The organism is Streptomyces sp. NBC_01351 (assembly GCF_036237315.1).
Lineage (GTDB): Bacteria > Actinomycetota > Actinomycetes > Streptomycetales > Streptomycetaceae > Streptomyces.
Genome location: NZ_CP108356.1, coordinates 5,418,445 through 5,437,168, shown reverse-complemented (window position 1 = coordinate 5,437,168; position 18,724 = coordinate 5,418,445). Strand labels below are relative to the sequence as shown.

Annotated in this window: 20 protein-coding genes and 1 tRNA gene; 12 read left to right on the top strand and 9 right to left on the bottom strand. The window is 71.5% G+C overall.

Annotation, left to right across the window (positions count from 1 at the left end; all coding sequences use genetic code 11):
- The first annotated feature begins 37 nt into the window (after nucleotides 1-37).
- The 3 genes from OG625_RS25060 (at nucleotide 38) to glmS (ending at nucleotide 3,221) form a co-directional block, all read left to right on the top strand.
- Complete coding sequence (locus tag OG625_RS25060; protein WP_329385224.1) at nucleotides 38-955, top strand: DUF4429 domain-containing protein; 918 nt, start codon at nucleotides 38-40, stop codon at nucleotides 953-955.
- Between the two features lie 107 nt (nucleotides 956-1,062).
- Complete coding sequence (locus OG625_RS25055) at nucleotides 1,063-1,338, top strand: hypothetical protein (RefSeq protein WP_329385221.1); 276 nt, start codon at nucleotides 1,063-1,065, stop codon at nucleotides 1,336-1,338.
- 65 nt (nucleotides 1,339-1,403) lie between these two features.
- On the top strand, nucleotides 1,404-3,221 hold the full coding sequence (glmS, locus tag OG625_RS25050) for a glutamine--fructose-6-phosphate transaminase (isomerizing) (protein WP_329385218.1): 1,818 nt from the start codon (nucleotides 1,404-1,406) through the stop codon (nucleotides 3,219-3,221).
- 69 nt (nucleotides 3,222-3,290) lie between these two features.
- On the opposite strand, the gene OG625_RS25045 is transcribed toward glmS, so the two are convergent.
- Together OG625_RS25045 and OG625_RS25040 are read right to left on the bottom strand one after the other, a co-directional pair.
- Nucleotides 3,291-3,857: an acetate uptake transporter gene (locus tag OG625_RS25045; RefSeq protein ID WP_329385215.1), complete on the bottom strand. Its 567-nt coding sequence runs from the start codon at nucleotides 3,855-3,857 to the stop codon at nucleotides 3,291-3,293.
- Nucleotides 3,858-3,955: 98 nt separating this feature from the next.
- A complete protein-coding gene (locus OG625_RS25040) occupies nucleotides 3,956-4,489 on the bottom strand; it encodes a universal stress protein (protein ID WP_329385214.1) in 534 nt (177 codons plus the stop codon).
- 321 nt (nucleotides 4,490-4,810) lie between these two features.
- On the opposite strand from OG625_RS25040, the gene OG625_RS25035 reads away from it, so the two are divergent.
- The 4 genes from OG625_RS25035 (at nucleotide 4,811) to OG625_RS25020 (ending at nucleotide 7,660) form a co-directional block, all read left to right on the top strand.
- Complete coding sequence (locus tag OG625_RS25035) at nucleotides 4,811-5,224, top strand: hypothetical protein (RefSeq protein WP_329385211.1); 414 nt, start codon at nucleotides 4,811-4,813, stop codon at nucleotides 5,222-5,224.
- 376 nt (nucleotides 5,225-5,600) lie between these two features.
- Nucleotides 5,601-6,773, top strand: a complete 1,173-nt coding sequence (locus OG625_RS25030) for a helix-turn-helix domain-containing protein (protein WP_329385208.1) — start codon at nucleotides 5,601-5,603, stop codon at nucleotides 6,771-6,773.
- 117 nt (nucleotides 6,774-6,890) lie between these two features.
- A complete protein-coding gene (gene orn / locus OG625_RS25025) occupies nucleotides 6,891-7,493 on the top strand; it encodes an oligoribonuclease (protein ID WP_329385205.1) in 603 nt (200 codons plus the stop codon).
- Between the two features lie 94 nt (nucleotides 7,494-7,587).
- Nucleotides 7,588-7,660 (top strand) — tRNA-His (locus OG625_RS25020).
- Nucleotides 7,661-7,709: 49 nt separating this feature from the next.
- Here OG625_RS25020 and OG625_RS25015 read toward each other — a convergent pair.
- On the bottom strand, nucleotides 7,710-8,750 hold the full coding sequence (locus OG625_RS25015) for a LacI family DNA-binding transcriptional regulator (protein WP_329385202.1): 1,041 nt from the start codon (nucleotides 8,748-8,750) through the stop codon (nucleotides 7,710-7,712).
- Between the two features lie 102 nt (nucleotides 8,751-8,852).
- On the opposite strand from OG625_RS25015, the gene OG625_RS25010 reads away from it, so the two are divergent.
- The 5 genes from OG625_RS25010 to OG625_RS24990 all read left to right on the top strand — a co-directional run bounded on the left by OG625_RS25010 (nucleotide 8,853) and on the right by OG625_RS24990 (nucleotide 14,441).
- Entirely contained in the window at nucleotides 8,853-10,181 is a 1,329-nt protein-coding gene (locus tag OG625_RS25010; protein ID WP_329385200.1) for an ABC transporter substrate-binding protein, read from the top strand.
- Nucleotides 10,182-10,278: 97 nt separating this feature from the next.
- Nucleotides 10,279-11,184 carry a carbohydrate ABC transporter permease gene (locus tag OG625_RS25005; RefSeq protein ID WP_329390934.1) on the top strand — a complete coding sequence of 302 codons (906 nt, stop codon included), beginning with the start codon at nucleotides 10,279-10,281 and terminating at the stop codon, nucleotides 11,182-11,184.
- Nucleotides 11,181-12,005: a carbohydrate ABC transporter permease gene (locus tag OG625_RS25000; protein ID WP_329385197.1), complete on the top strand. Its 825-nt coding sequence runs from the start codon at nucleotides 11,181-11,183 to the stop codon at nucleotides 12,003-12,005. Before OG625_RS25005 ends, OG625_RS25000 begins: the two co-directional genes overlap by 4 nt.
- Nucleotides 12,002-13,357, top strand: a complete 1,356-nt coding sequence (locus tag OG625_RS24995) for a GH1 family beta-glucosidase (RefSeq protein ID WP_443067770.1) — start codon at nucleotides 12,002-12,004, stop codon at nucleotides 13,355-13,357. Before OG625_RS25000 ends, OG625_RS24995 begins: the two co-directional genes overlap by 4 nt.
- Nucleotides 13,358-13,394: 37 nt before the next feature.
- Nucleotides 13,395-14,441 carry a hypothetical protein gene (locus OG625_RS24990; RefSeq protein WP_329385192.1) on the top strand — a complete coding sequence of 349 codons (1,047 nt, stop codon included), beginning with the start codon at nucleotides 13,395-13,397 and terminating at the stop codon, nucleotides 14,439-14,441.
- 4 nt (nucleotides 14,442-14,445) lie between these two features.
- Here OG625_RS24990 and OG625_RS24985 read toward each other — a convergent pair whose 3' ends face one another.
- From OG625_RS24985 to OG625_RS24960, 6 genes are all read right to left on the bottom strand, one after another.
- Entirely contained in the window at nucleotides 14,446-14,745 is a 300-nt protein-coding gene (locus OG625_RS24985) for a hypothetical protein (protein ID WP_329385189.1), read from the bottom strand.
- Between the two features lie 107 nt (nucleotides 14,746-14,852).
- Nucleotides 14,853-15,557 (bottom strand): NADPH-dependent F420 reductase, encoded by a 705-nt coding sequence (locus OG625_RS24980; protein WP_329385187.1) that lies wholly within the window; start codon nucleotides 15,555-15,557, stop codon nucleotides 14,853-14,855.
- Nucleotides 15,558-15,657: 100 nt separating this feature from the next.
- Entirely contained in the window at nucleotides 15,658-16,299 is a 642-nt protein-coding gene (locus OG625_RS24975; RefSeq protein WP_329385185.1) for a disulfide bond formation protein B, read from the bottom strand.
- Nucleotides 16,300-16,310: 11 nt separating this feature from the next.
- Nucleotides 16,311-16,475, bottom strand: a complete 165-nt coding sequence (locus OG625_RS24970) for a DUF5993 family protein (RefSeq protein WP_329385182.1) — start codon at nucleotides 16,473-16,475, stop codon at nucleotides 16,311-16,313.
- Nucleotides 16,476-16,599: 124 nt separating this feature from the next.
- Nucleotides 16,600-18,009: a sensor histidine kinase gene (locus OG625_RS24965; RefSeq protein ID WP_329385180.1), complete on the bottom strand. Its 1,410-nt coding sequence runs from the start codon at nucleotides 18,007-18,009 to the stop codon at nucleotides 16,600-16,602.
- Entirely contained in the window at nucleotides 18,006-18,695 is a 690-nt protein-coding gene (locus tag OG625_RS24960) for a response regulator transcription factor (protein WP_329385177.1), read from the bottom strand. The genes OG625_RS24965 and OG625_RS24960 overlap by 4 nt, the downstream gene beginning before the upstream one ends.
- Nucleotides 18,696-18,724 lie beyond the last annotated feature (29 nt).

Sequence of the window (18,724 nt, the reverse complement as noted above, 5' to 3'; positions counted from 1 at the left end):
CCAATTGGCCCGTCCGTGTGAGTGGGAGAATCGCCGGATGGCGGAAATCATCCAGAAGGACGGCACTTGGACCTTCGACGGGGACGCGGTGCGCATCGTGCCGGGCCGCGACAAGGGGGTCTCACTGCTGCGGCAGACCCTCGGCGAGGTGCTCGTACCGTTGCGCGCGCTAGCGGGGATCAGTCACGAGCCCGGCCGCAAGGCGGGCCGGCTGCGGCTCCGGCTGCGTGACGGCGCGTGCCCGCTGCTCCAGGTGACGGGCGGGCGGCTGCCGGAGGCCTCGGACCCGTACCGGCTGACCGTGGAGGCGGACCGCAGCGGGGTGGCGGAGTACTTCGTGGACGAGGTGCGCAACGCCCTGCTGCTGGAGCAGGTGGAACCGGTCCCGACGGTGGCGTACCTGCTGCCGGGGCCGGCCGTGCCGATCACGGTGGGCGCGGGCGACGGCACGGCGGCCTTCGACGGCGACCGGGTGGCACTGGAGTGGAACTGGACGACGGAGGAGGCCAAGCGCTCCGGCGGGCCCCGCGAGTTCCGCGTCGCCGATCTGCGGTCGGTGGAGTGGTCCCCGTCGAAGGGCCTGGAGAACGGCTGGCTGCGCTTCACCCTGGCGGGCGCCCCGACGGCGCCCGCGCCCAAGTACGACCCGTGCACGGTGGAGCTCTTCGGCTTCAAGAAGGACCCGCTGATGGCCCTGGTCGCGGCGGCCGTGGCGGTGCGGATGCCGCACCCGGCCGCGCCGCAGGACGCGCCCCAGGACGCCCCGCCGGCGGAGGTCGCGTCGCCAGCGGCGGCCGAACCGCAGAAGGCCCTCGCCCAGGAGGCGGCGGCCCCGGGCGAGGACCACGACGCCCTGCTGCGGCGGCTGCGCGAGCTGGGCGAGCTGCACCAGTCGGGCGTGCTGACCGTCGAGGAGTTCACGGCGGCCAAGCAGGCCGTTCTGCGTCGTTTCTAGCGGATTTACAACCGGAGCTACACATTCCCTGGTCCAGACCAGCAGGATCCTGCCCGATTTCGGGCAGGATCTTTGCGTTCGAGGCTTGGAGCCGCCAGTATCTACGGGTGCTCGATCGCCGCCCGTCGCACGACGACCTCGTCGAACACCTGGTCCGCAGCACCTCGCTCCAGCGAGGTGAAGCCGCCCGGGTGGTGCTCGACGTGCTCGCCTACTTCGACGAGACGACCGAGGAGTTCGTCCGCCGCCGCCACCGGGAACTGCAGTCCGGCGGAGCGGTGAACGCGGAGATCTTCGAGCGGATCGCGGCCGAGCTGCCGCACCGCGCCGTGGCGCCTCCGGAGCTCTCGCTCCGGCAGCTGCGCCGCATCGTCTACGGCTGAGCCCGTCGCCGCACCGCGGCAGCGAGCGAGCACAGGGAACCGAACTTCAGGAGGGGCTAAACCGTATGTGCGGAATCGTCGGTTACATCGGCAAGCGTGACGTGGCACCGCTGCTGCTGGAGGGTCTGCAGCGCCTTGAGTACCGCGGGTACGACTCCGCGGGCATCGTCGTGAACAGCCCGAAGGCCGCCGCCCTCAAGGTGGTCAAGGCCAAGGGTCGCGTCCGCGAGCTGGAGTCCCGCGTCCCCAAGCGCTTCGCCGGCACCACCGGCATCGCCCACACCCGCTGGGCCACCCACGGCGCGCCGAGCGACATCAACTCGCACCCGCACCTCGACGCCGAGAACAAGGTCGCCGTCGTCCACAACGGCATCGTCGACAACGCTTCCGAGCTGCGCGTGAAGCTCGAGGCCGAGGGCACCGTCTTCGTCTCGGAGACCGACACCGAGGTCATCGTCCACCTGATCGCCCGCTCCCAGGCCGAGTCCCTGGAGGACAAGGTCCGCGAGGCCGTCAAGCAGATCGAGGGCACGTACGGCATCGCCGTCATGCACGCCGACTTCGCCGACCGCATCGTCGTCGCCCGCAACGGCTCCCCGGTGGTCCTGGGCATCGGCGAGAAGGAGATGTTCGTCGCCTCGGACGTCGCCGCGCTGGTCGCCCACACCCGCCAGATCGTCACCCTCGACGACGGCGAGATGGCCACCCTCAAGGCCGACGACTTCCGCACCTACACCACCAGTGGCGCCTCCACCACCGCCACCCCGGAGACCGTGGAGTGGGAGGCCGCCTCCTACGACATGGGCGGTCACGACACCTACATGCACAAGGAGATCTCCGAGCAGCCCGACGCGGTCGACCGCGTGCTGCGCGGCCGGATCGACGACCGCTTCAACACCGTGCACCTGGGCGGCCTGAACCTGGACCCGCGCGAGGCGCGCGGCATCCGCCGGGTCAAGATCCTGGGCTGCGGCACCTCGTACCACGCGGGCCTCATCGGCGCCGGCCTCATCGAGGGCATGGCCCGCATCCCCGCGGACGCCGAGCCGGCCTCCGAGTTCCGCTACCGCAACCCGGTCGTGGACCCCGACACCCTGTACATCGCCGTCTCCCAGTCCGGTGAGACGTACGACGTGCTCGCGGCCGTGCAGGAGCTCAAGCGCAAGGGCGCCCGCGTCCTCGGCGTGGTCAACGTGGTCGGCTCCGCCATCGCCCGCGAGGCCGACGGCGGCGTGTACGTGCACGCCGGCCCCGAGGTCTGCGTCGTGTCCACCAAGTGCTTCACCAACACGGTCGTGGCCTTCGCGCTGCTCGCCGTGCACCTGGGCCGCATCCGCGACCTGTCGGTCACCGACGGCAAGCGGATCATCGAGGGCCTGCGCAAGCTGCCCGCGCAGATCCAGGAGATCCTCGACGGCGAAGAGGACATCAAGAAGCTGGCGGCCGAGTACGCCGAGGCCAAGTCGATGATGTTCATCGGCCGGGTGCGCGGTTACCCGGTGGCCCTGGAGGCCTCCCTCAAGCTGAAGGAGATCTCCTACATCCACGCCGAGGCCTACCCGGCCTCCGAGCTCAAGCACGGCCCGCTGGCGCTCATCGAGCCCTCGCTGCCGACCGTCGCGATCGTCCCGGACGACGACCTGCTGGAGAAGAACCGCGCGGCGCTGGAGGAGATCAAGGCCCGCAGCGGCCGGATCCTGGCGGTCGCCCACCGCGAGCAGGAGAAGGCGGACCACACCATCGTGGTCCCGAAGAACGAGGACGAGCTGGACCCGATCCTGATGGGCATCCCGCTCCAGCTGCTGGCGTACCACACGGCCCTGGCCATGGGCCGGGACATCGACAAGCCGCGCAACCTGGCGAAGTCGGTCACGGTCGAGTAGCCGATCCGGCGAGTACGACGAAGAACCCCCGTGCGCACCGCGCACGGGGGTTCTTCCATGTGGCGCCGTTCAGCTCGCGGCGACCGCGCCTCCGCGTGCCTTGCCGAAGGCCATCGGCCAGTGCGCCAGGGCCGCAGTGGCCCCGTACCAGGCCAGCAGACCGGACACGGCGGCGACCCAGCCGCCGGCCTTGGCGAGCCCGCCGCTGTCGGCGAACGCGCCTATCGCCAGCAGGAGGAGGGACAGGGTCAGCAGTGCGTAGACGCCCTGGCTGAACAGACCGCTCGCCGCGGCGAGCGTGAGGCTCAGCGTGAGCAGTGCGAAGAGGACAAGAAACGTTCCGGCTGCGTCGCCGGAGGCCGCGGCTCCCGCACCCTTGGCCCACGTGAACCAGAAGATGCCGAGGCCCGCGAACGCGGTGCCGTTGAACCCGTTGCCGCCCCGGTACTCCATGAGCCCGAGGAGGAACAGCGCGACGCCGCCGACGTACATGGCGAGCGACACGGAACTGGCCGCGGTCACGCCGTCGATGACGCCGGTGTGGCCGATACCGAATGCGAGAAGGGTGAGACCCAGGGCGATGTTCCCCAGGGTCGAAGTCGAGGCCGTGCTTCCCGCAGAGACACCATTGTCCACGGCGGGCTCCCTTCGATCTGCAGTTGTTTGCTGCGTCCCAGCAGCACTTATCTACCCTTTACACGGGTGCACAACCGCACAATCGGCTTAACAAGCGGTCACGGAATGACAACGACTGGTCGCTGTGCGCGTTTTGCCAGTCGGCCGGCCACGGATCCGAAGATCCGGCCCACGATCCCGTGCGTCGAACCCACCACGATGGCGTCGGCCGAATACTCCCGGCCGACCTCCTCCAGCTCGTGGCAGATGTCACCACCGCGCTCGACCAGGATCCACGGCACTTCCGCCAGGTAGTCCGCGCAGGCCAACTCCAGCCCGAGCACCTCGGTGCGGTGGTCCGGCACGTCGACGAAGACCGGGGGCTCGCAGCCGGCCCACACGGTGGTGGGCAGCCGGTTGGCGACATGGACGATGATCAGACCGGATCCGGAGCGGCGGGCCATGCCAATGGCATAGGCCAGGGCTCGCTCACTGGAAGTGGATCCGTCGAATCCCACAACGACTCCGTGCCGGAAGGCAGGGTCGCAGGCAAGGCGCGGCTGTTCCGCCGGGCGCAGATCGGCGGCCGACTCGGGGTCGGCTAGCCGCTTGCGCTTGCGGTCCGCGGGTTCGGAGAATTCGTGACCGGCCATGGGTGTCTCGGCGAAGAGGTCCTTGGAGGAAGCAACAGGGGTAATTGGCGACGCAGTGTGACGGAGCTCTGTCCGGGAAGCATCTTCCCAAGCCCATACCCACCAGGGTACGGCGACACTCCTGTCCTGCACAGGGCTTGCCGCCCTTGGAGAGCGTCCCAGGGAGCATGCCGGAGCGAGCGCGCCTTGGCAATGGCCGCTGTCCCCTACAGCCAGTGACGAGGTCGGGTCCGCGCCACCCGTGCGCGCAGTGACCGAGGCCCGCCGCGCGGCGTTGGGCATGCGTCCGACCTTCAGGTAAGAGCCCGCAGGGAGTACGCCGTGCCCGGCCATCCGGTTCACCCCGTCCAGCCCGTCCAGCCCGCTCAGCCGACGCAGTCCGTCCCGTCCCCCCGCTCACCCCTTCACCCGTCCGTGCACCCCGCGGGACGGCACCACGACGACCCCGCGGGTGACGTCGTGCGCTGGGCCGCCTTCAGCTGCCTGCTCGTGCCCGTGGTCCTCGTCGTCTACGGGACCTCGTACGGCGGGGCCGCGGTCGCGACCCTCGGCCTGGTCGCCGTCACGGCCGCCTGCCGGGTGCTGCTGCGCCATTCGGAGAAGACGCAACGGGCCGCGGCCCGGGTGCTCTCGGAGGAGCACCTTCCGCCCGCTCACCGCCGCCGGCACTCGCGCGGCGGGGCCGCCGGGCGCCGCGGCTGCCACGCCTCCGAGTCCCCCGACCCGCAGGACTGACTGATTCGCACACCCACACCCGCATGTTTTCAGCCAACTTCCCGGCACAGTTGCCTCCTTGCCGGAATGTCCCCCCAACCCCCCTACCACCAGGGACGACAGAGCCGGAGGGGCGTCCCGACCCTATGGGTACTGGCCACGCGCGGACGGAACCCTTCCCGTGCCGGTAGCGGAGCGGAACGGTTCCTGATCGAATGCTTTTCGCCAAGTTGAGAAGTCGACATAGCGCTGCGTGCTGAACTTGTCACGCCGACACCACGGGACGCAGTAGATTCGATCATGTATTTACGGCGGGGGATCCACGTGCAAGGCCGAGGGGAAACGTGCAGGTGCGACCAGACCAAGGAGTCGCGACACCCAAGGGGGGCTTAGCGCCATGAGCCAGGATTCCACCGCAGTCGTCGCTGACGCGGGCCGGAAGCTCGCGGGGCGTCGCCGCAGGGAGATCGTCGCGGTGCTGCTGTTCAGCGGCGGGCCGATCTTCGAGAGCTCCATTCCACTTTCCGTGTTCGGCATTGACCGGCAGGACGCGGGAGTTCCACGCTATCGACTGCTCGTGTGCGCCGGGGAGGACGGTCCGCTGCGGACCACCGGCGGACTCGAACTGACCGCGCCATACGGGTTGGAGGCGATCGCCCGGGCAGGCACGGTCGTCGTGCCCGCGTGGCGTTCCATCACTTCACCGCCGCCTCCGGAGGCGCTCGACGCACTGCGTCTGGCGCACGAGGAGGGTGCCCGGATCGTCGGACTGTGCACGGGAGCCTTCGTGCTCGCCGCCGCCGGTCTGCTCGACGGCCGGCCCGCGACGACGCACTGGATGTACGCGCCGACGCTGGCCAAGCGCTACCCGTCCGTCCACGTCGATCCGCGCGAGCTGTTCGTCGACGACGGCGACGTGCTCACGTCCGCGGGCACCGCGGCCGGAATCGACCTGTGCCTGCACATCGTGCGCTCGGACCACGGCAGCGAGGCGGCCGGGGCACTGGCCCGCCGGCTCGTCGTACCTCCGCGCCGCACGGGTGGCCAGGAGCGCTACCTCGACCGGTCGCTGCCGGAGGAGATCGGCGCCGACCCGCTGGCCGAGGTCGTCGCCTGGGCACTGGAACACCTCCACGAGCAGTTCGACGTGGAGACGCTGGCGGCCCGCGCCTACATGAGCAGGCGCACCTTCGACCGGCGGTTCCGCTCACTGACCGGCAGCGCGCCGCTGCAGTGGCTGATCACCCAGCGGGTGCTCCAGGCACAGCGGCTGCTGGAGACCTCCGACTACTCGGTCGACGAGGTCGCCGGGCGCTGCGGGTTCCGCTCGCCGGTCGCCCTGCGCGGTCACTTCCGCCGGCAGCTGGGGTCCTCCCCGGCCGCCTACCGCTCGGCCTACCGGGCACGCCGGCCGCAGGCCGACGTGGCGCAGGTGTCCGAGCTGCAGACGGCTCCGGTACCCCACCAGCGCACCCCGCAGCCCCAGCGGGCCGCGGCCGCGCTGGCCGCGGCGGGCCCGACGGTGACGGAGCTCTACGCTCCGGGCCGGGTCCTGCGCGAACACGCGTAACCCACACGACGGGTACGGCAAGGGAAGGTCCTCCATCGGTCACCACCGGTGGGGGACCTTCCGCGCAGCTTCCGCATATGCGGTCCGGGCCCCGGGCTACCGCATAAGGTGGGACACATGAACGATCGCATGGTGTGGATCGACTGCGAGATGACCGGGCTCTCGTTGACGGACGACGCACTTATCGAGGTGGCCGCACTGGTCACCGACTCGGAGCTCAACGTGCTCGGCGAAGGCGTGGACATCGTGATCCGCCCGCCGGACGCGTCCCTGGAGACCATGCCCGACGTGGTGCGCGAGATGCACACCTCCTCCGGCCTGCTCGACGAGCTGGCCGGCGGGACCACCCTCGCGGATGCCGAGGCGCAGGTCCTGGCCTACGTACGGGAGCACGTGAAGGAGCCCCGCAAGGCGCCGCTCTGCGGAAACACGGTCGGCACCGACCGCGGCTTCCTGCTGCGCGACATGCCCGCGCTGGAGAGCCACCTGCACTACCGGATCGTGGACGTGTCCTCGATCAAGGAGCTGGCGCGCCGCTGGTACCCGCGGGCGTACTTCAACAGCCCGCCGAAGAACGGCAACCACCGGGCGCTCGCGGACATCAAGGAGTCCATCGCCGAGCTGCGCTACTACCGCGAGGCGGTCTTCGTACCGCAGCCCGGGCCCGACACGGACACCGCGCGGTCCATCGCCGCCAAGCACGTGGTGCCCACCGAATAGCCTCCCCGGAGCGGGCGCGGGGAAAGGGGGGAGCGAGCACCCTCCCGGACCCTGTACCCTTTTCTTCGGCCGGTCGGTTCTCCGACCGGACATGGTGGGTGTAGCTCAGTTGGTAGAGCACCTGGTTGTGGTCCAGGTGGCCGCGGGTTCAAGTCCCGTCACTCACCCTGCGGGAAGACCCCGGTTCGCGGAAGCGGACCGGGGTCTTCTGCGTTCTCAGGAGGATTCCCGGACCACGAGCCGGTTCGGCAGGACGACGCCCACGTCCCCGGCCCCACCGGAATCCCCCGCGCCGCCGATCCGCTCCAGCAGCATCCGCGCCATGGTCCGGCCCATCTCCTCGATGGGCTGGCGGACGCTGGTCAGCGGCGGGTCCATGTGCCGGGCCACCACCGAGTCGTCGAAGCCGACCAGTGCCACGTCCTCGGGGATCCGGCGCCCGGCCGCGCGCAGCTCCCGGCGGGCGCCGGCCGCCATGACGTCCGAGCACGCGAAGACCGCGTCCAGCGCGGGGCGGCGCTCCAGCAGCTCGCGCATGGCCCGGCGGCCGCCGTCCTCGGTGAAGTCGCCGATCGCGATCAGTTCCTCGTCGACGGGGTGTCCGGCGGCCGCCAGCGCCTGCCGGTAGCCGTCGAGGCGGCACTGGGCCCCGTACACGTCCAGCGGGCCGGTGATCGTGGCTATCGCGCGCCGGCCCCGGCCCAGGAGGTGGCGTACGGCCTCGGCGGCGCCCGCCAGGTTGTCGGAGTCCACGCAGGGCAGCGGCTCGTCGGCGGAGCGGCGGCCGCTGATCACCGTCGGGATGCCGAGCTCGGCGAGCATCTCCGGCAGCGGGTCGCCCGCGTGGACGGAGACGAGCAGCACCCCGTCGACGCGGTGGCCGGTCAGGTACTGGGCCAGGCGCCGGCGCTCGCGGTCGCCGCCCGCCAGGGTGAGGACGAGCTGGACGTCGGTCTCGGCGAGGGCGGCGCCGACCCCGCGGACCACGTCGGAGAAGTACGGCTCGGCGAAGAAGCGCGACTCGGGCTCGGGGATCACGAGCGCGATGGCGTCCGTCCGGTTGGCGGCGAGCGCCCTGGCCGCGCGGTTGGGCACGTACCCCAGCTCGGCGACGGCCCGCTCGACGGCGACCCTGGTCCGCTCGCTGACCTTGGAGGAACCGTTGACCACCCGGGAGACCGTGCCCCGGCCGACTCCGGCCCGCGCGGCGACCTCCTCGAGCGTCGGCCGTCCCCCACCGCGCGCATGCCCGTTCATGGCTTCCTCCCGGATGCGAATCTACCCCTTGACGACTGTGGGAGCGCTCCCACATTGTGACACGCGACACCCGGCACGTTCCGTCCTTCAGGGAGGACCCAGATGCCAGCCCGAAGAACCCTTGTCACCACGGCCGGTCTGATCGGCGCGGCCGCCCTCCTCCTCGCCGGATGCGCCGAGGATCCCGCCGAGCAGGCCGGCCCGAGTTCCCCGGCCGGCGACGGCAAGGCCAGGACCACCCTCACCGTCGGGGTCTTCGGGGCCTTCGGCCTCCAGGAGGCCGGGCTCTACGACGAGTACATGGCGCAGAATCCCGGGATCCGCATCGAGCAGACCTCCATCGAGCGGAACGAGAACTACTACCCGCAGCTGCTCACCCACCTGGGCACGGGCAGCGGGCTCGCCGACATCCAGGCCGTCGAGGTCAACAACATCGCGGAGATCACCGCCACCCAGGCCGACAAGCTGGTCGACCTGGCCAAGGTGCCCGGCGTGGACAAGGCCGCCTACCTGCCCTGGAAGTGGGCGCAGGGCACGGCGAGCGCGGCCAAGGGCGGGGCCACGGTGGGCCTCGGCACCGACATAGGCCCGCAGGGCATCTGCTACCGCAAGGACCTCTTCGAGGCGGCCGGGCTGCCCACGGACCGGGCGGCGGTCGGCGCGCTGTGGGCGGGCGACTGGAACAAGTACCTGGAGGCCGGCAAGGCCTACAAGGCGAAGGCCGGGGACGGCAAGGCCTTCGTGGACTCCGCGTCGGGCGTGATGGCGGCGGTGACCGGCAGCAGCGCGCAGCGGTTCTACGACGACCAGGGCAAGGTCGTCTACAAGACCAACCCGGCGGTGCGCGGCTCCTTCGACCTGGCGGCCTCCTTCGCCACCGAGGGGCTGAGCGCGAAGCTCCAGCAGTTCACGCCGACCTGGGACCAGGGCTTCGCCAACGGCTCCTTCGCCACCGTCTCCTGCCCGGCCTGGATGCTCGGCTACATCCAGGACAAGGCCGGTCCGGCGGGCAAGGACAAGTGGGACGTGGCGCAGGCACCGAAGCCCAGCAACTGGGGCGGCTCCTTCCTGGTGGTGCCGAAGGCGGGCAAGCACGCCGAGGAGGCCGCGAAGCTGGCGGCCTGGCTGACGGCCCCGGCGCAGCAGGCGAAGCTCTTCGAGAAGCGGGGCAGTTTCCCGAGCGCGAACGCCACGTACAAGCTGGCGTCGGTGTCGGGCGCGAAGCACGAGTACTTCGGCGGGGCCCCGATCGGCGAGATCTTCGCGAAGGCGGCGGAGGGCGTGCCGGTGACGGTGGTCGGGCCCAAGGACCTGGTGATCGCGCAGAACCTGGCGGACATCGGGATGCTCCAGGTCGACCAGAAGGGGCGCAGTCCGCAAGAGGGCTGGGAGGCCGCGGTGAAGGCCATCGACAACGCTCTGGACCAGTGAGGCGCCCGTGACCGACGAGACGGCCGTGCTGTCCCCCTCCGCCGTCGGCCCGAAGCGGCCGACGGCGGAGGGGGGCGGCCGGGGCCGGCGCGGCCAGGTGTGGCGCTCGCGCCGCTACCGGTGGGACCTGCGCTGGAGCCCGTACGCCTTCGTGGCGCCCTTCTTCCTCTTCTTCGCCGCCTTCGGGCTGTTCCCGCTGCTGTACACGGGCTGGGCGGCGCTGCACCAGGTGGAGCTGACCGATCCGGACTCCATGACCTGGGTGGGGCTGAGGAACTTCACCCGCCTGTGGGACGACGAGTTCTTCTGGAACGCCCTGCGCAACACGGTCACCATCGGGCTGCTGTCCACGGTGCCGCAGCTGGCGATCGCGCTGGGCCTGGCCCACCTGCTCAACTACAAGTTGCGCGGCTCCGCCTTCTTCCGGGTCGCGGTGCTCACCCCGTACGCGACCTCGGTGGCGGCGGCCACGCTCGTCTTCGTGCTGCTCTTCGGCCGGGACCACGGCATGGTCAACTGGGCGCTGTCGGTGGTCGGTCTCGACGCGGTGGACTGGCAGAACGGCACCTTCGCCTCGCAGTTGGCGGTGTCCACCATCGTGATCTGGCGGTGGACCGGCTACAACGCGCTGATCTACCTGGCGGCCATGCAGGCCGTGCCGGGCGAGCTGTACGAGTCGGCGGCCCTGGACGGGGCCTCCCGGTGGCAGCAGTTCATCCACGTCACCGTCCCCTCGCTCCGGCCGACGATCTTCTTCACCTGCGTGGTGTCGACGATCGGCGCGACCCAGCTCTTCGGCGAGCCGCTGCTGTTCAACGGCGGGGCCGGCGCCACGGGCGGCTCGGACCACCAGTTCCAGACGCTCGGGCTGTACCTGTACGAGCAGGGTTGGGTGAACCTCCACCTCGGGCGGGCCTCGGCGATCGCCTGGGCGATGTTCCTGATCCTGCTGGTCATCGCGGGCGCGGCACGGCTGCTGCGCGGACGGGAGGCTTCCCGATGAGGTCACTGCGCGCGGGCAGGTTCACGTACGTGGTGCTCGCCCTCTTCACGGCGGGCTCCCTCTTCCCCCTCCTGTGGACGGCGATCGCGGCCTCCCGCAGCAATACGCGCCTCGCGCAGACCCCGCCGCCGTTCTGGTTCGGCGGGAACCTGGGGCGCAACCTCCAGGTCGCCTGGACCGACGCGAACATGGGCACGGCCCTGCTCAACACGGTGGTCGTGGCGGGCACGGTCGCGGCCGGGACGGTGCTCTTCTCCACCCTGGCGGGCTTCGCCTTCGCCAAGCTCCGCTTCCGGGGCCGCCGGCTGCTGATGTCCCTCGTCGTGGGGACGATGCTGATCCCGCCGCAGCTGAGCGTGGTCCCGCTGTACATGCTGATCGCGCAGCTGTCGTGGACGGACCGGCTGCAGGCGGTGATCCTGCCGACCCTCGTCTCCGCCTTCGGGGTCTTCTTCATGCGGCAGTACCTGGCCCAGGCGCTGCCGTCGGAGCTGGTGGAGGCGGCGCGCACGGACGGGGCCGGCTCGCTGCGGGTCGTGTGGCACGTGGTGTTCCCGGCGGCCCGGCCCGCGATGGCGGTGCTGGCCATGCTGACCTTCGTCATGGCCTGGAACGACTTCTTCTGGCCGATCGTCGCGCTGACCCAGAACGGCAGCCCGACGGTGCAGGTGGCCCTGACCGGGCTGGGCCGGGGCTACATCCCCGACCAGTCGGTGATCATGGCGGGCGCGCTGCTGGGCACGCTCCCGCTGCTGCTGGTGTTCCTCGTCTTCGGCCGCCAGATCGTCGGCGGCATCATGCAGGGAGCGGTCAAAGGATGACGGGCATGACGGGCACGACGGACATGCGGTTCCCGGAGGGCTTCCTCTGGGGCACGGCCACGGCGGCCTTCCAGATCGAGGGGGCGGCCGGGCTGCGCGGGCCCTCCATCTGGGACACCTTCTGCGACACCCCCGGCAAGGTGTACGGCGGCCACACCGGCGAGGTCGCCGCCGACCACCACCGGCTGTGGCGGGACGACGTCCGGCTGATGGCCGAACTGGGGCTGGGCTCCTACCGGTTCTCGGTCTCCTGGCCGCGGGTGCTGGCCGGCGGGATCGGCTTCTACGACGCGCTCGTCGACGAGCTGCTCTCGTACGGGATCACTCCCTGCGTGACCCTCTACCACTGGGACCTCCCGCAGGAGCTGGAAACCGCGGGCGGCTGGCCCGAGCGGGAGACCGCGTACGCCTTCGCCGCGTACGCCTCCCAGGTCGCGGCGGCGCTGGCCGACCGGGTGGAGCTCTGGACCACCCTCAACGAGCCCTGGTGCAGCGCCTTCCTCGGCTACGCCTCCGGGGTGCACGCCCCCGGCCGCACCTCCCCCGCCGACGCGCTGCGCGCCGCCCACCACCTGAACCTGGCCCACGGCCTGGCCGCCGCCGCGCTGCCGGCACCGGCCCGGACGGGCATCGCGCTCAACCTCAGCGCGGTACGGCCGCTGACCGGCTCGGCGGCCGACCTGGACGCCGGGCGCCGCATCGACGCCCTCGCCAACCGGATCTTCACCGGCCCGCTGCTGCACGGGGCCTACCCCGAGGACCTCCTCGCGGACACCGCCGCCCTGACGGACTGGGCCTTCGTCCGCCCCGGCGACGAGGCCCTGATCCACCAGCCTCTGGGCTTCCTCGGCGTCAACTACTACACCCCGGCGGTGGTCTCGGCGGCCCCCGACGGCACGGCCAGCCCGCGCGAGGACGGCCACGGCGGCGGGCAGCACTCCCCCTGGCCGGCGGCGGACCGGGTGGCCTTCCACCAACCCCCGGGCGAACGCACCGACATGGGCTGGTCCATCGACCCCACGGGCCTGTACGACCTCCTCACGCGCTACGCCCGCGAAGCCCCCGGGCTGCCGCTCCTGGTCACCGAGAACGGCGCGGCGTACGCCCCGGACCTGCACGACCCGGCCCGCATCGACTACCTGCGGTCCCACCTCGCCGAGGTCCACCGCGCCCTGGCGGACGGCGCCCCGGTGGAGGGGTACTTCCTGTGGTCGCTGATGGACAACTTCGAATGGTCCTACGGCTACGGCAAACGCTTCGGCATCGTCCACGTCGACTACGAGACCCAGACCCGCACCCCGCGCTCCAGCGCCGGCTGGTACGCCCGGCTGGCCCGGACGGGGGTGCTGTAGGGCCGCCTTGTCGGACCTGCCTTGTAGGTTCGGCCGCATGAGCCTCACCACCCCGCCGCGCCCCTTGGACGTCGAAGCCCTCTTCCCCGGGCTGATCGGCCACCGGGGTACGACGACCCGGCTGCACCCCCGCGCCGGATCGCCGTCGGCAGCCGACAGCCACGTCGGCGGGCCGCTGTCGTGGCCCGCCGACGAGCGGTGGCCGGTGTGCGAGGAGCCGCACGCGCGGGGGCGCGGGCTGCGCACCGAGGACGTCCGGGCGAGGCGGCTGCTGCTGACGGAAGCCTGGTCGGGGCGCCGGCCGACCCCCGAGGAGCAGGCCCGGCTCGAAGAGCTCGGCCGCGAGCACGTCCTGCCGGGCCTGTCCGACACCGACCCGCTGCCCATGTTCGCCGTGGCCCAGCTCTACCGCCGGGACGTCCCGGACCTGCCGGCCGGACCCGACGGCTGCGATCTGCTGCAGGTCTTCTGGTGCCCCTTCGACCTGCACGGGCCCACCGGTTACGGCATGAACGTCCACCTGCGCTGGCGCCGTTCCGGCGAGGTGCGCGAGGTCCTGGCGGAGCAGCCCGAGCCGCTCCTCGTCGGCTTCGACGGGTACGTGCCCGATCCCTGCGTGCTGCACCCGGAACAGGTGCGCGAGTACCCGTACATCGAGCTGCTCCCCGAGGGGCTCCGCGAGCGCGTGGAGGAGTGGGAGGACGCCCAGGAGGAGGCCTCGTACGAGTCCGAAGGCGACGGCGACCTGGACGGCGACGGCGACGGGAGCTGGGTGAGCTACCAGTCGGACCTGTCCGTGGCCCCGGGCTGGAAGGCCGGCGGGTTCGCCGCCTGGAACCTCACCGGGCCCGGGGAGATGGACTGCCGCAGCTGCGGCCGGGCGATGGAGCTGCTGCTGAAGGTGGACAGTCACGAGTGGCGGGCCCGCGACGGCTACAGCTGGCGCCCCGTCGAGGAGCGCGGGGACCTCTCGGTGCCGGTCACCGACGGGCTGCCCGAGATCGCCGTCGGCAACTACGGCAAGCTCAACGTCTTCGCCTGCCCCGCCGATCCCGCCCACCCACCGCGCTTCAGCGTGCAGTGACCCGCTACGACGAGGACTCCATCGCTGCCAGACCCTTCGCCAGGTCCTCTGCGTTCATGACGGGGCCGACCTCCAGCTCGGCATTGAACTGGAGGAACAGGTCCTCCATCAGCGGCGGCATCTGAGAGCTGTCCTGGAGGTCGAAGACGATCCAGCAGGAGCGCACGCCCTCGTGCAGGCCGAAGTAGGCCGCCTCCGGCTTCACCTTGCCCATCAGCTTCTTGATCGCCTGAGGCAGGGCGCCCGTCTTGATGCCCTCGTTGGTGGCGGCCGTGTCCAAGTGCGCCCTGAGCATGACTCTCATGCGTGACTCCTTCCGTCACGCCCACCCTGCGCGGGCCCGCCCGGCCCGGCAACATCTCCGCGACCGTCCGGGCGGGGGCCGTCCGGGTGCCTCCCGGAGCCCGCGGGCTACGCCTTCGGGTGCGCGGCCTGGACGTGGAAGTTGAAGTCGGCGTGCCCGAGGTGCCCCATGAGCTGGATCCAGATCGGCAGCAGCATCTCGGGGCCCCGCGCGGTCCTGATCCCGCCGAGGTCGAGCACGCTCGCCTCGGGCCACCCGAAGGAGTGCAGCAGCTCGCGCACCGTCTTCTTGGCGCTCTCGTCGTCCCCGGACAGGAAGACGTTGTGCTCCCCGGGCACCCGGGCCGGGTCCACCATCACGGCGGCGGTCATGGTGTTGAGCGTCTTGACCACCCGCAGCCCCGGGAAGGTCCGCTGGATGAGCTCGCCGAGGCTGTCGGTGTTGGCCGGGTCGAGCACGGGCGGCATGCCCTGCGAGAAGTCCAGCGGGTTGGCGATGTCGATGAGCACCTTGCCGTCGAGGTGCCCGGCGTCGGCCGCGTTCAGCGCGTCGATGCTGACCCGGCCTCCGGTGGCGTTGACGAGGACCTCGCCGATGCGGGCGGCGTCGGCGAAGGGCAGGAGTTCCACCTCAAGGTGTTCTTCCTGCCATTCGGCGTAGGGCGCGGTCGGGGCCCCGGTGGTGGACGGCTCGGTACGGGCCAGCGTGGTGGCGGGGTCACGGGTGCCGATGACGACTTCGTGTCCGAGGGAGAGGAGCCGTTCGGCGACCGTACGGCCCACGATCCCGGTGCCGAGGATTGCGTAGCGCATTGCGGAGGTCCCTTCGCGCGGAAGTCGGACGGTCCGGCTTCCCGCTCCGCCAACCACGCCTGCCCGTACGGCATTCCGGCCGTCGGTCATGCGATGCGGGTCAGTCGAGGATCCCCACGTCGTAGAAGAACTGGTAGCGGTTCGGGTCGTCGGGCAGGAACCAGTGGAAGCCCTCTTCGAGGAAGACGGCGACGATGTTCACGGCGATGACCAGACCGAGGAAGGCCAGCGCGAAGGTCCCGGCCGAGCGGAGCGGTCCCGGGACGGTGGCCGGGACGGTGCGGGCCGCCGTCGTGTGGGCGAAGGCCATGGCGATGCCGATGGCGATCACCGAGGCCTGGAAGAGGATCCACGCCCAGACGTACAGGTGCAGCCCGAAGACCTCGCTCCCGTACCCCTTGTCGCCCGGCAGGACGTGCAACATCGTCTGCCGCCAGGACGCGAAGGAGCCGGCGATCACCGCGACCAGGGACAGGCCCCATCCCATCATGTAGTCGCGGCCGGTCAGCACGCCGTGCGACATCGCGGTGCGGACGATGTACGCCGCCCCGATCGCCGCCAGCAGCATGAACATCCGCTGGACGATGCAGAGCGGGCAGGGGTACTCCCACATCCCGAACTGGTAGAAGAGGCCTCCGCAGACGACCCCCGTCCAGCCGACGGCGAAGAAGCAGGCGAACCAGTACTGGACCCGGCCGAGCAGCCCGACGGTCGGCGCCGCCTCCGGGAGGAGGCTGTGCATCGCGGCCACCGTCAGTAGCTCAGGGTCAGGGCGAGGCTGCTGGTGATGTGGTGCGCCATCAGCAGGATCACGGCGATCAGCATGACCCACCACGCGCCGAGCACGACCATCCGGGACGACTCCCGGTACATGGCGATCAGCGTGGCGAGGAGGCCGCCGAAGATGAGGGTGTCCATGAAGCGGACGGTATCGATATGGGGACATACCGCCCGCAAGGCGCGCCCCCGGTTACTTCGCTTGCCCCCGCTACTCCGCTTGCCCCCGCCACTTCGCCCGGCCCCGCTACTTCGCCCGGCCCCGCTACTTCGCCTGGCCCCGCCGCTTGCGTCGGCCGCGCCGCACCCGCACCCCGCCCACGCCGCCCCGGCCGCGGCTCCGGTCGCGGCCGTCCAGGGCGATCCAGACCCGGACCTCGGTCCCGCCGAGCACCGAGCGGCCCAGCCGTACGTCGCCGCCGGTCGACTCCGCGACCCGGCGCACGATGTCCAGGCCGAGGCCCGTGGAGCCGTCGCGGGCTCCGTCGTTGCCGCGCCGCAGGGCGGCGTCCGGGTCGTCGATGCCGGGACCCGCGTCGGAGACGAGCACGATGACGGCGTCCGACGCGTCGTGCACGTCCACCGCGAAGGGGGTGCCCTCGGGGGTGTGCCGGAAGACGTTGCCGAGCATGGCGTCGAGGGCGGCGGCGAGTTCGGGCCGGGCCACGGGGATCCGTACCGTCCGGTCCACCCCCGCGAGCCGCACCTCGCGGCCCTCGTCCTCCGCGAGCGCCGACCAGAAGGCCATCCGGTCGCGGATCACCTCGGATGCGTCGCACCCGGCGTTCCCGCCAGCCCCGGCCGCCAGGCCGGTCGCGGGGCGCTGCTCGCGCGCCGTGCGGATGATCGTGTCGACCTCGCGCTCCAGCTGCTCCACCGCCGCCCGGGTCTGGTCGGCGGCCGGTCCGTCCCCGAGGGAGGCGGCGTTGAGCCGCAGCACGGTCAGCGGGGTCCGCAGCCGGTGGGAGAGGTCGGCGGCCAGCTCCCGTTCGTTGGCGAGGAGTTCCACCACCTGGTCCGCCATCGCGTTGAACGCGACGGCCGCCGAGCGCAGTTCCTTGGGCCCGGCCTCGGGGACCCGCGCGCCGAGCCTGCCCTCGCCGAGCTGGTGGGCCGCGTCCGCGAGCCGCTCGGCGGGCCGCACCAGCCGGGCGCCGAGCCGGTCGGCGACCCCGACGGAGCCGACGATCAGCGCCAGCGCCACGCCCGCGAGGATCAGCCAGGCCGTCGTGACGCCGTTGCTGACCTCGCTCTCCGGTACGAAGATCTCCACCACGGCGATGTCCCCCGAGCCGAGCGCGGTCGGCTGGAGCAGCGCCGAGCCCCCGCCCGCCACGGAGGCCGTCGTGGCCCGCCCGATCCGGCGGGTCTCCGCGACGGCCCGTTCCCCGGCCCAGCCCCCGCCGATCTCCACCGGGGCACTGGTGCCGATGGCCGGTACATGCACGGCCATCCGCCGGGCGGCGCCCATCTGCGTGGACTCCACCGCCTTGCGCAGCTGTACCGGGTCGGTGGTGATGGACAGGGTGGGCCCGATGGTGGCGGCCTGCCGTTCGGCGTTGGAGAAGGCCCGGTCGCTGGCCATCTCCTGGACGACCATCCCGAGCGGCACTGCGAAGGCCACGACCACCATGGCGGTGACCGCGAGGCACACCTTGACGAGCGCCCACCTCACGCCGGCGGCTCCAGCTTCACCCCGACGCCCCGCAGCGTGTGCAGGTAGCGCGGCCGGGCGGCCGTCTCGCCGAGTTTGCGGCGCAGCCAGGACAGGTGGACGTCGATCGTCTGGTCGTCCCCGTACGACTGCTGCCAGACCTCGGCGAGCAGCTCCCGCCGGGCGACGACCACCCCGGGCCGCCCGGCGAGGAAGGTCAGCAGGTCGAACTCGCGGCGGGTGAGGTCCAGTACGGCCCCGTCGAGCTCGGCCTGGCGGCGCAGCGGGTCGATGGCGAGCCCGCCGACGCGCAGCACGCGCGAGGGGGGTTCGGCGCCCGTGGCCGCGCGGGAGCGGCGCAGGACGGCGGCCATCCGGGCGGAGAGGTGCTCGACGGAGAAGGGTTTGGTCAGGTAGTCGTCGGCGCCGTCGTTGAGCAGCCGGACGATCTCCGCCTCGTCGTCGCGCGCGGTCGCGATGATCACGGGTACGTCGGTGATGCCGCGCAGCATCTTCAGCGCTTCCGACCCGTCCAGGTCGGGCAGTCCGAGGTCGAGGATGACCACGTCGAAGCGGTGGTGGGCGACCTCGCGCAGGGCCTCCAGGGCCGTGCCGACGCTCCGCACGGTGTGCGAGGCCTCGGTCAGGTGCCGGATGAGGGCGGAACGTACGAACTGGTCGTCCTCGACCACGAGCACACTTGCCATGGCCCGCACCGTAGCCCATGCGGGGGACC

What these genes read in the sequence shown, in the direction of transcription:
- orn (WP_329385205.1), top strand. Translation starts at nt 6,891, where the DNA reads ATGAACGATCGCATGGTGTGGATCGACTGCGAGATGACCGGGCTCTCG.
- OG625_RS24975 (WP_329385185.1), bottom strand. Translation starts at nt 16,299, where the DNA reads ATGCACAGCCTCCTCCCGGAGGCGGCGCCGACCGTCGGGCTGCTCGGC.
- OG625_RS25040 (WP_329385214.1), bottom strand. Translation starts at nt 4,489, where the DNA reads ATGGCCGGTCACGAATTCTCCGAACCCGCGGACCGCAAGCGCAAGCGG.
- OG625_RS24985 (WP_329385189.1), bottom strand. Translation starts at nt 14,745, where the DNA reads ATGAGAGTCATGCTCAGGGCGCACTTGGACACGGCCGCCACCAACGAG.
- OG625_RS25060 (WP_329385224.1), top strand. Translation starts at nt 38, where the DNA reads ATGGCGGAAATCATCCAGAAGGACGGCACTTGGACCTTCGACGGGGAC.
- OG625_RS24980 (WP_329385187.1), bottom strand. Translation starts at nt 15,557, where the DNA reads ATGCGCTACGCAATCCTCGGCACCGGGATCGTGGGCCGTACGGTCGCC.
- OG625_RS24995 (WP_443067770.1), top strand. Translation starts at nt 12,002, where the DNA reads ATGACGGGCATGACGGGCACGACGGACATGCGGTTCCCGGAGGGCTTC.
- OG625_RS24960 (WP_329385177.1), bottom strand. Translation starts at nt 18,695, where the DNA reads ATGGCAAGTGTGCTCGTGGTCGAGGACGACCAGTTCGTACGTTCCGCC.
- glmS (WP_329385218.1), top strand. Translation starts at nt 1,404, where the DNA reads ATGTGCGGAATCGTCGGTTACATCGGCAAGCGTGACGTGGCACCGCTG.
- OG625_RS24970 (WP_329385182.1), bottom strand. Translation starts at nt 16,475, where the DNA reads ATGGACACCCTCATCTTCGGCGGCCTCCTCGCCACGCTGATCGCCATG.
- OG625_RS25010 (WP_329385200.1), top strand. Translation starts at nt 8,853, where the DNA reads ATGCCAGCCCGAAGAACCCTTGTCACCACGGCCGGTCTGATCGGCGCG.
- OG625_RS24990 (WP_329385192.1), top strand. Translation starts at nt 13,395, where the DNA reads ATGAGCCTCACCACCCCGCCGCGCCCCTTGGACGTCGAAGCCCTCTTC.
- OG625_RS25000 (WP_329385197.1), top strand. Translation starts at nt 11,181, where the DNA reads ATGAGGTCACTGCGCGCGGGCAGGTTCACGTACGTGGTGCTCGCCCTC.
- OG625_RS25015 (WP_329385202.1), bottom strand. Translation starts at nt 8,750, where the DNA reads ATGAACGGGCATGCGCGCGGTGGGGGACGGCCGACGCTCGAGGAGGTC.
- OG625_RS25030 (WP_329385208.1), top strand. Translation starts at nt 5,601, where the DNA reads ATGAGCCAGGATTCCACCGCAGTCGTCGCTGACGCGGGCCGGAAGCTC.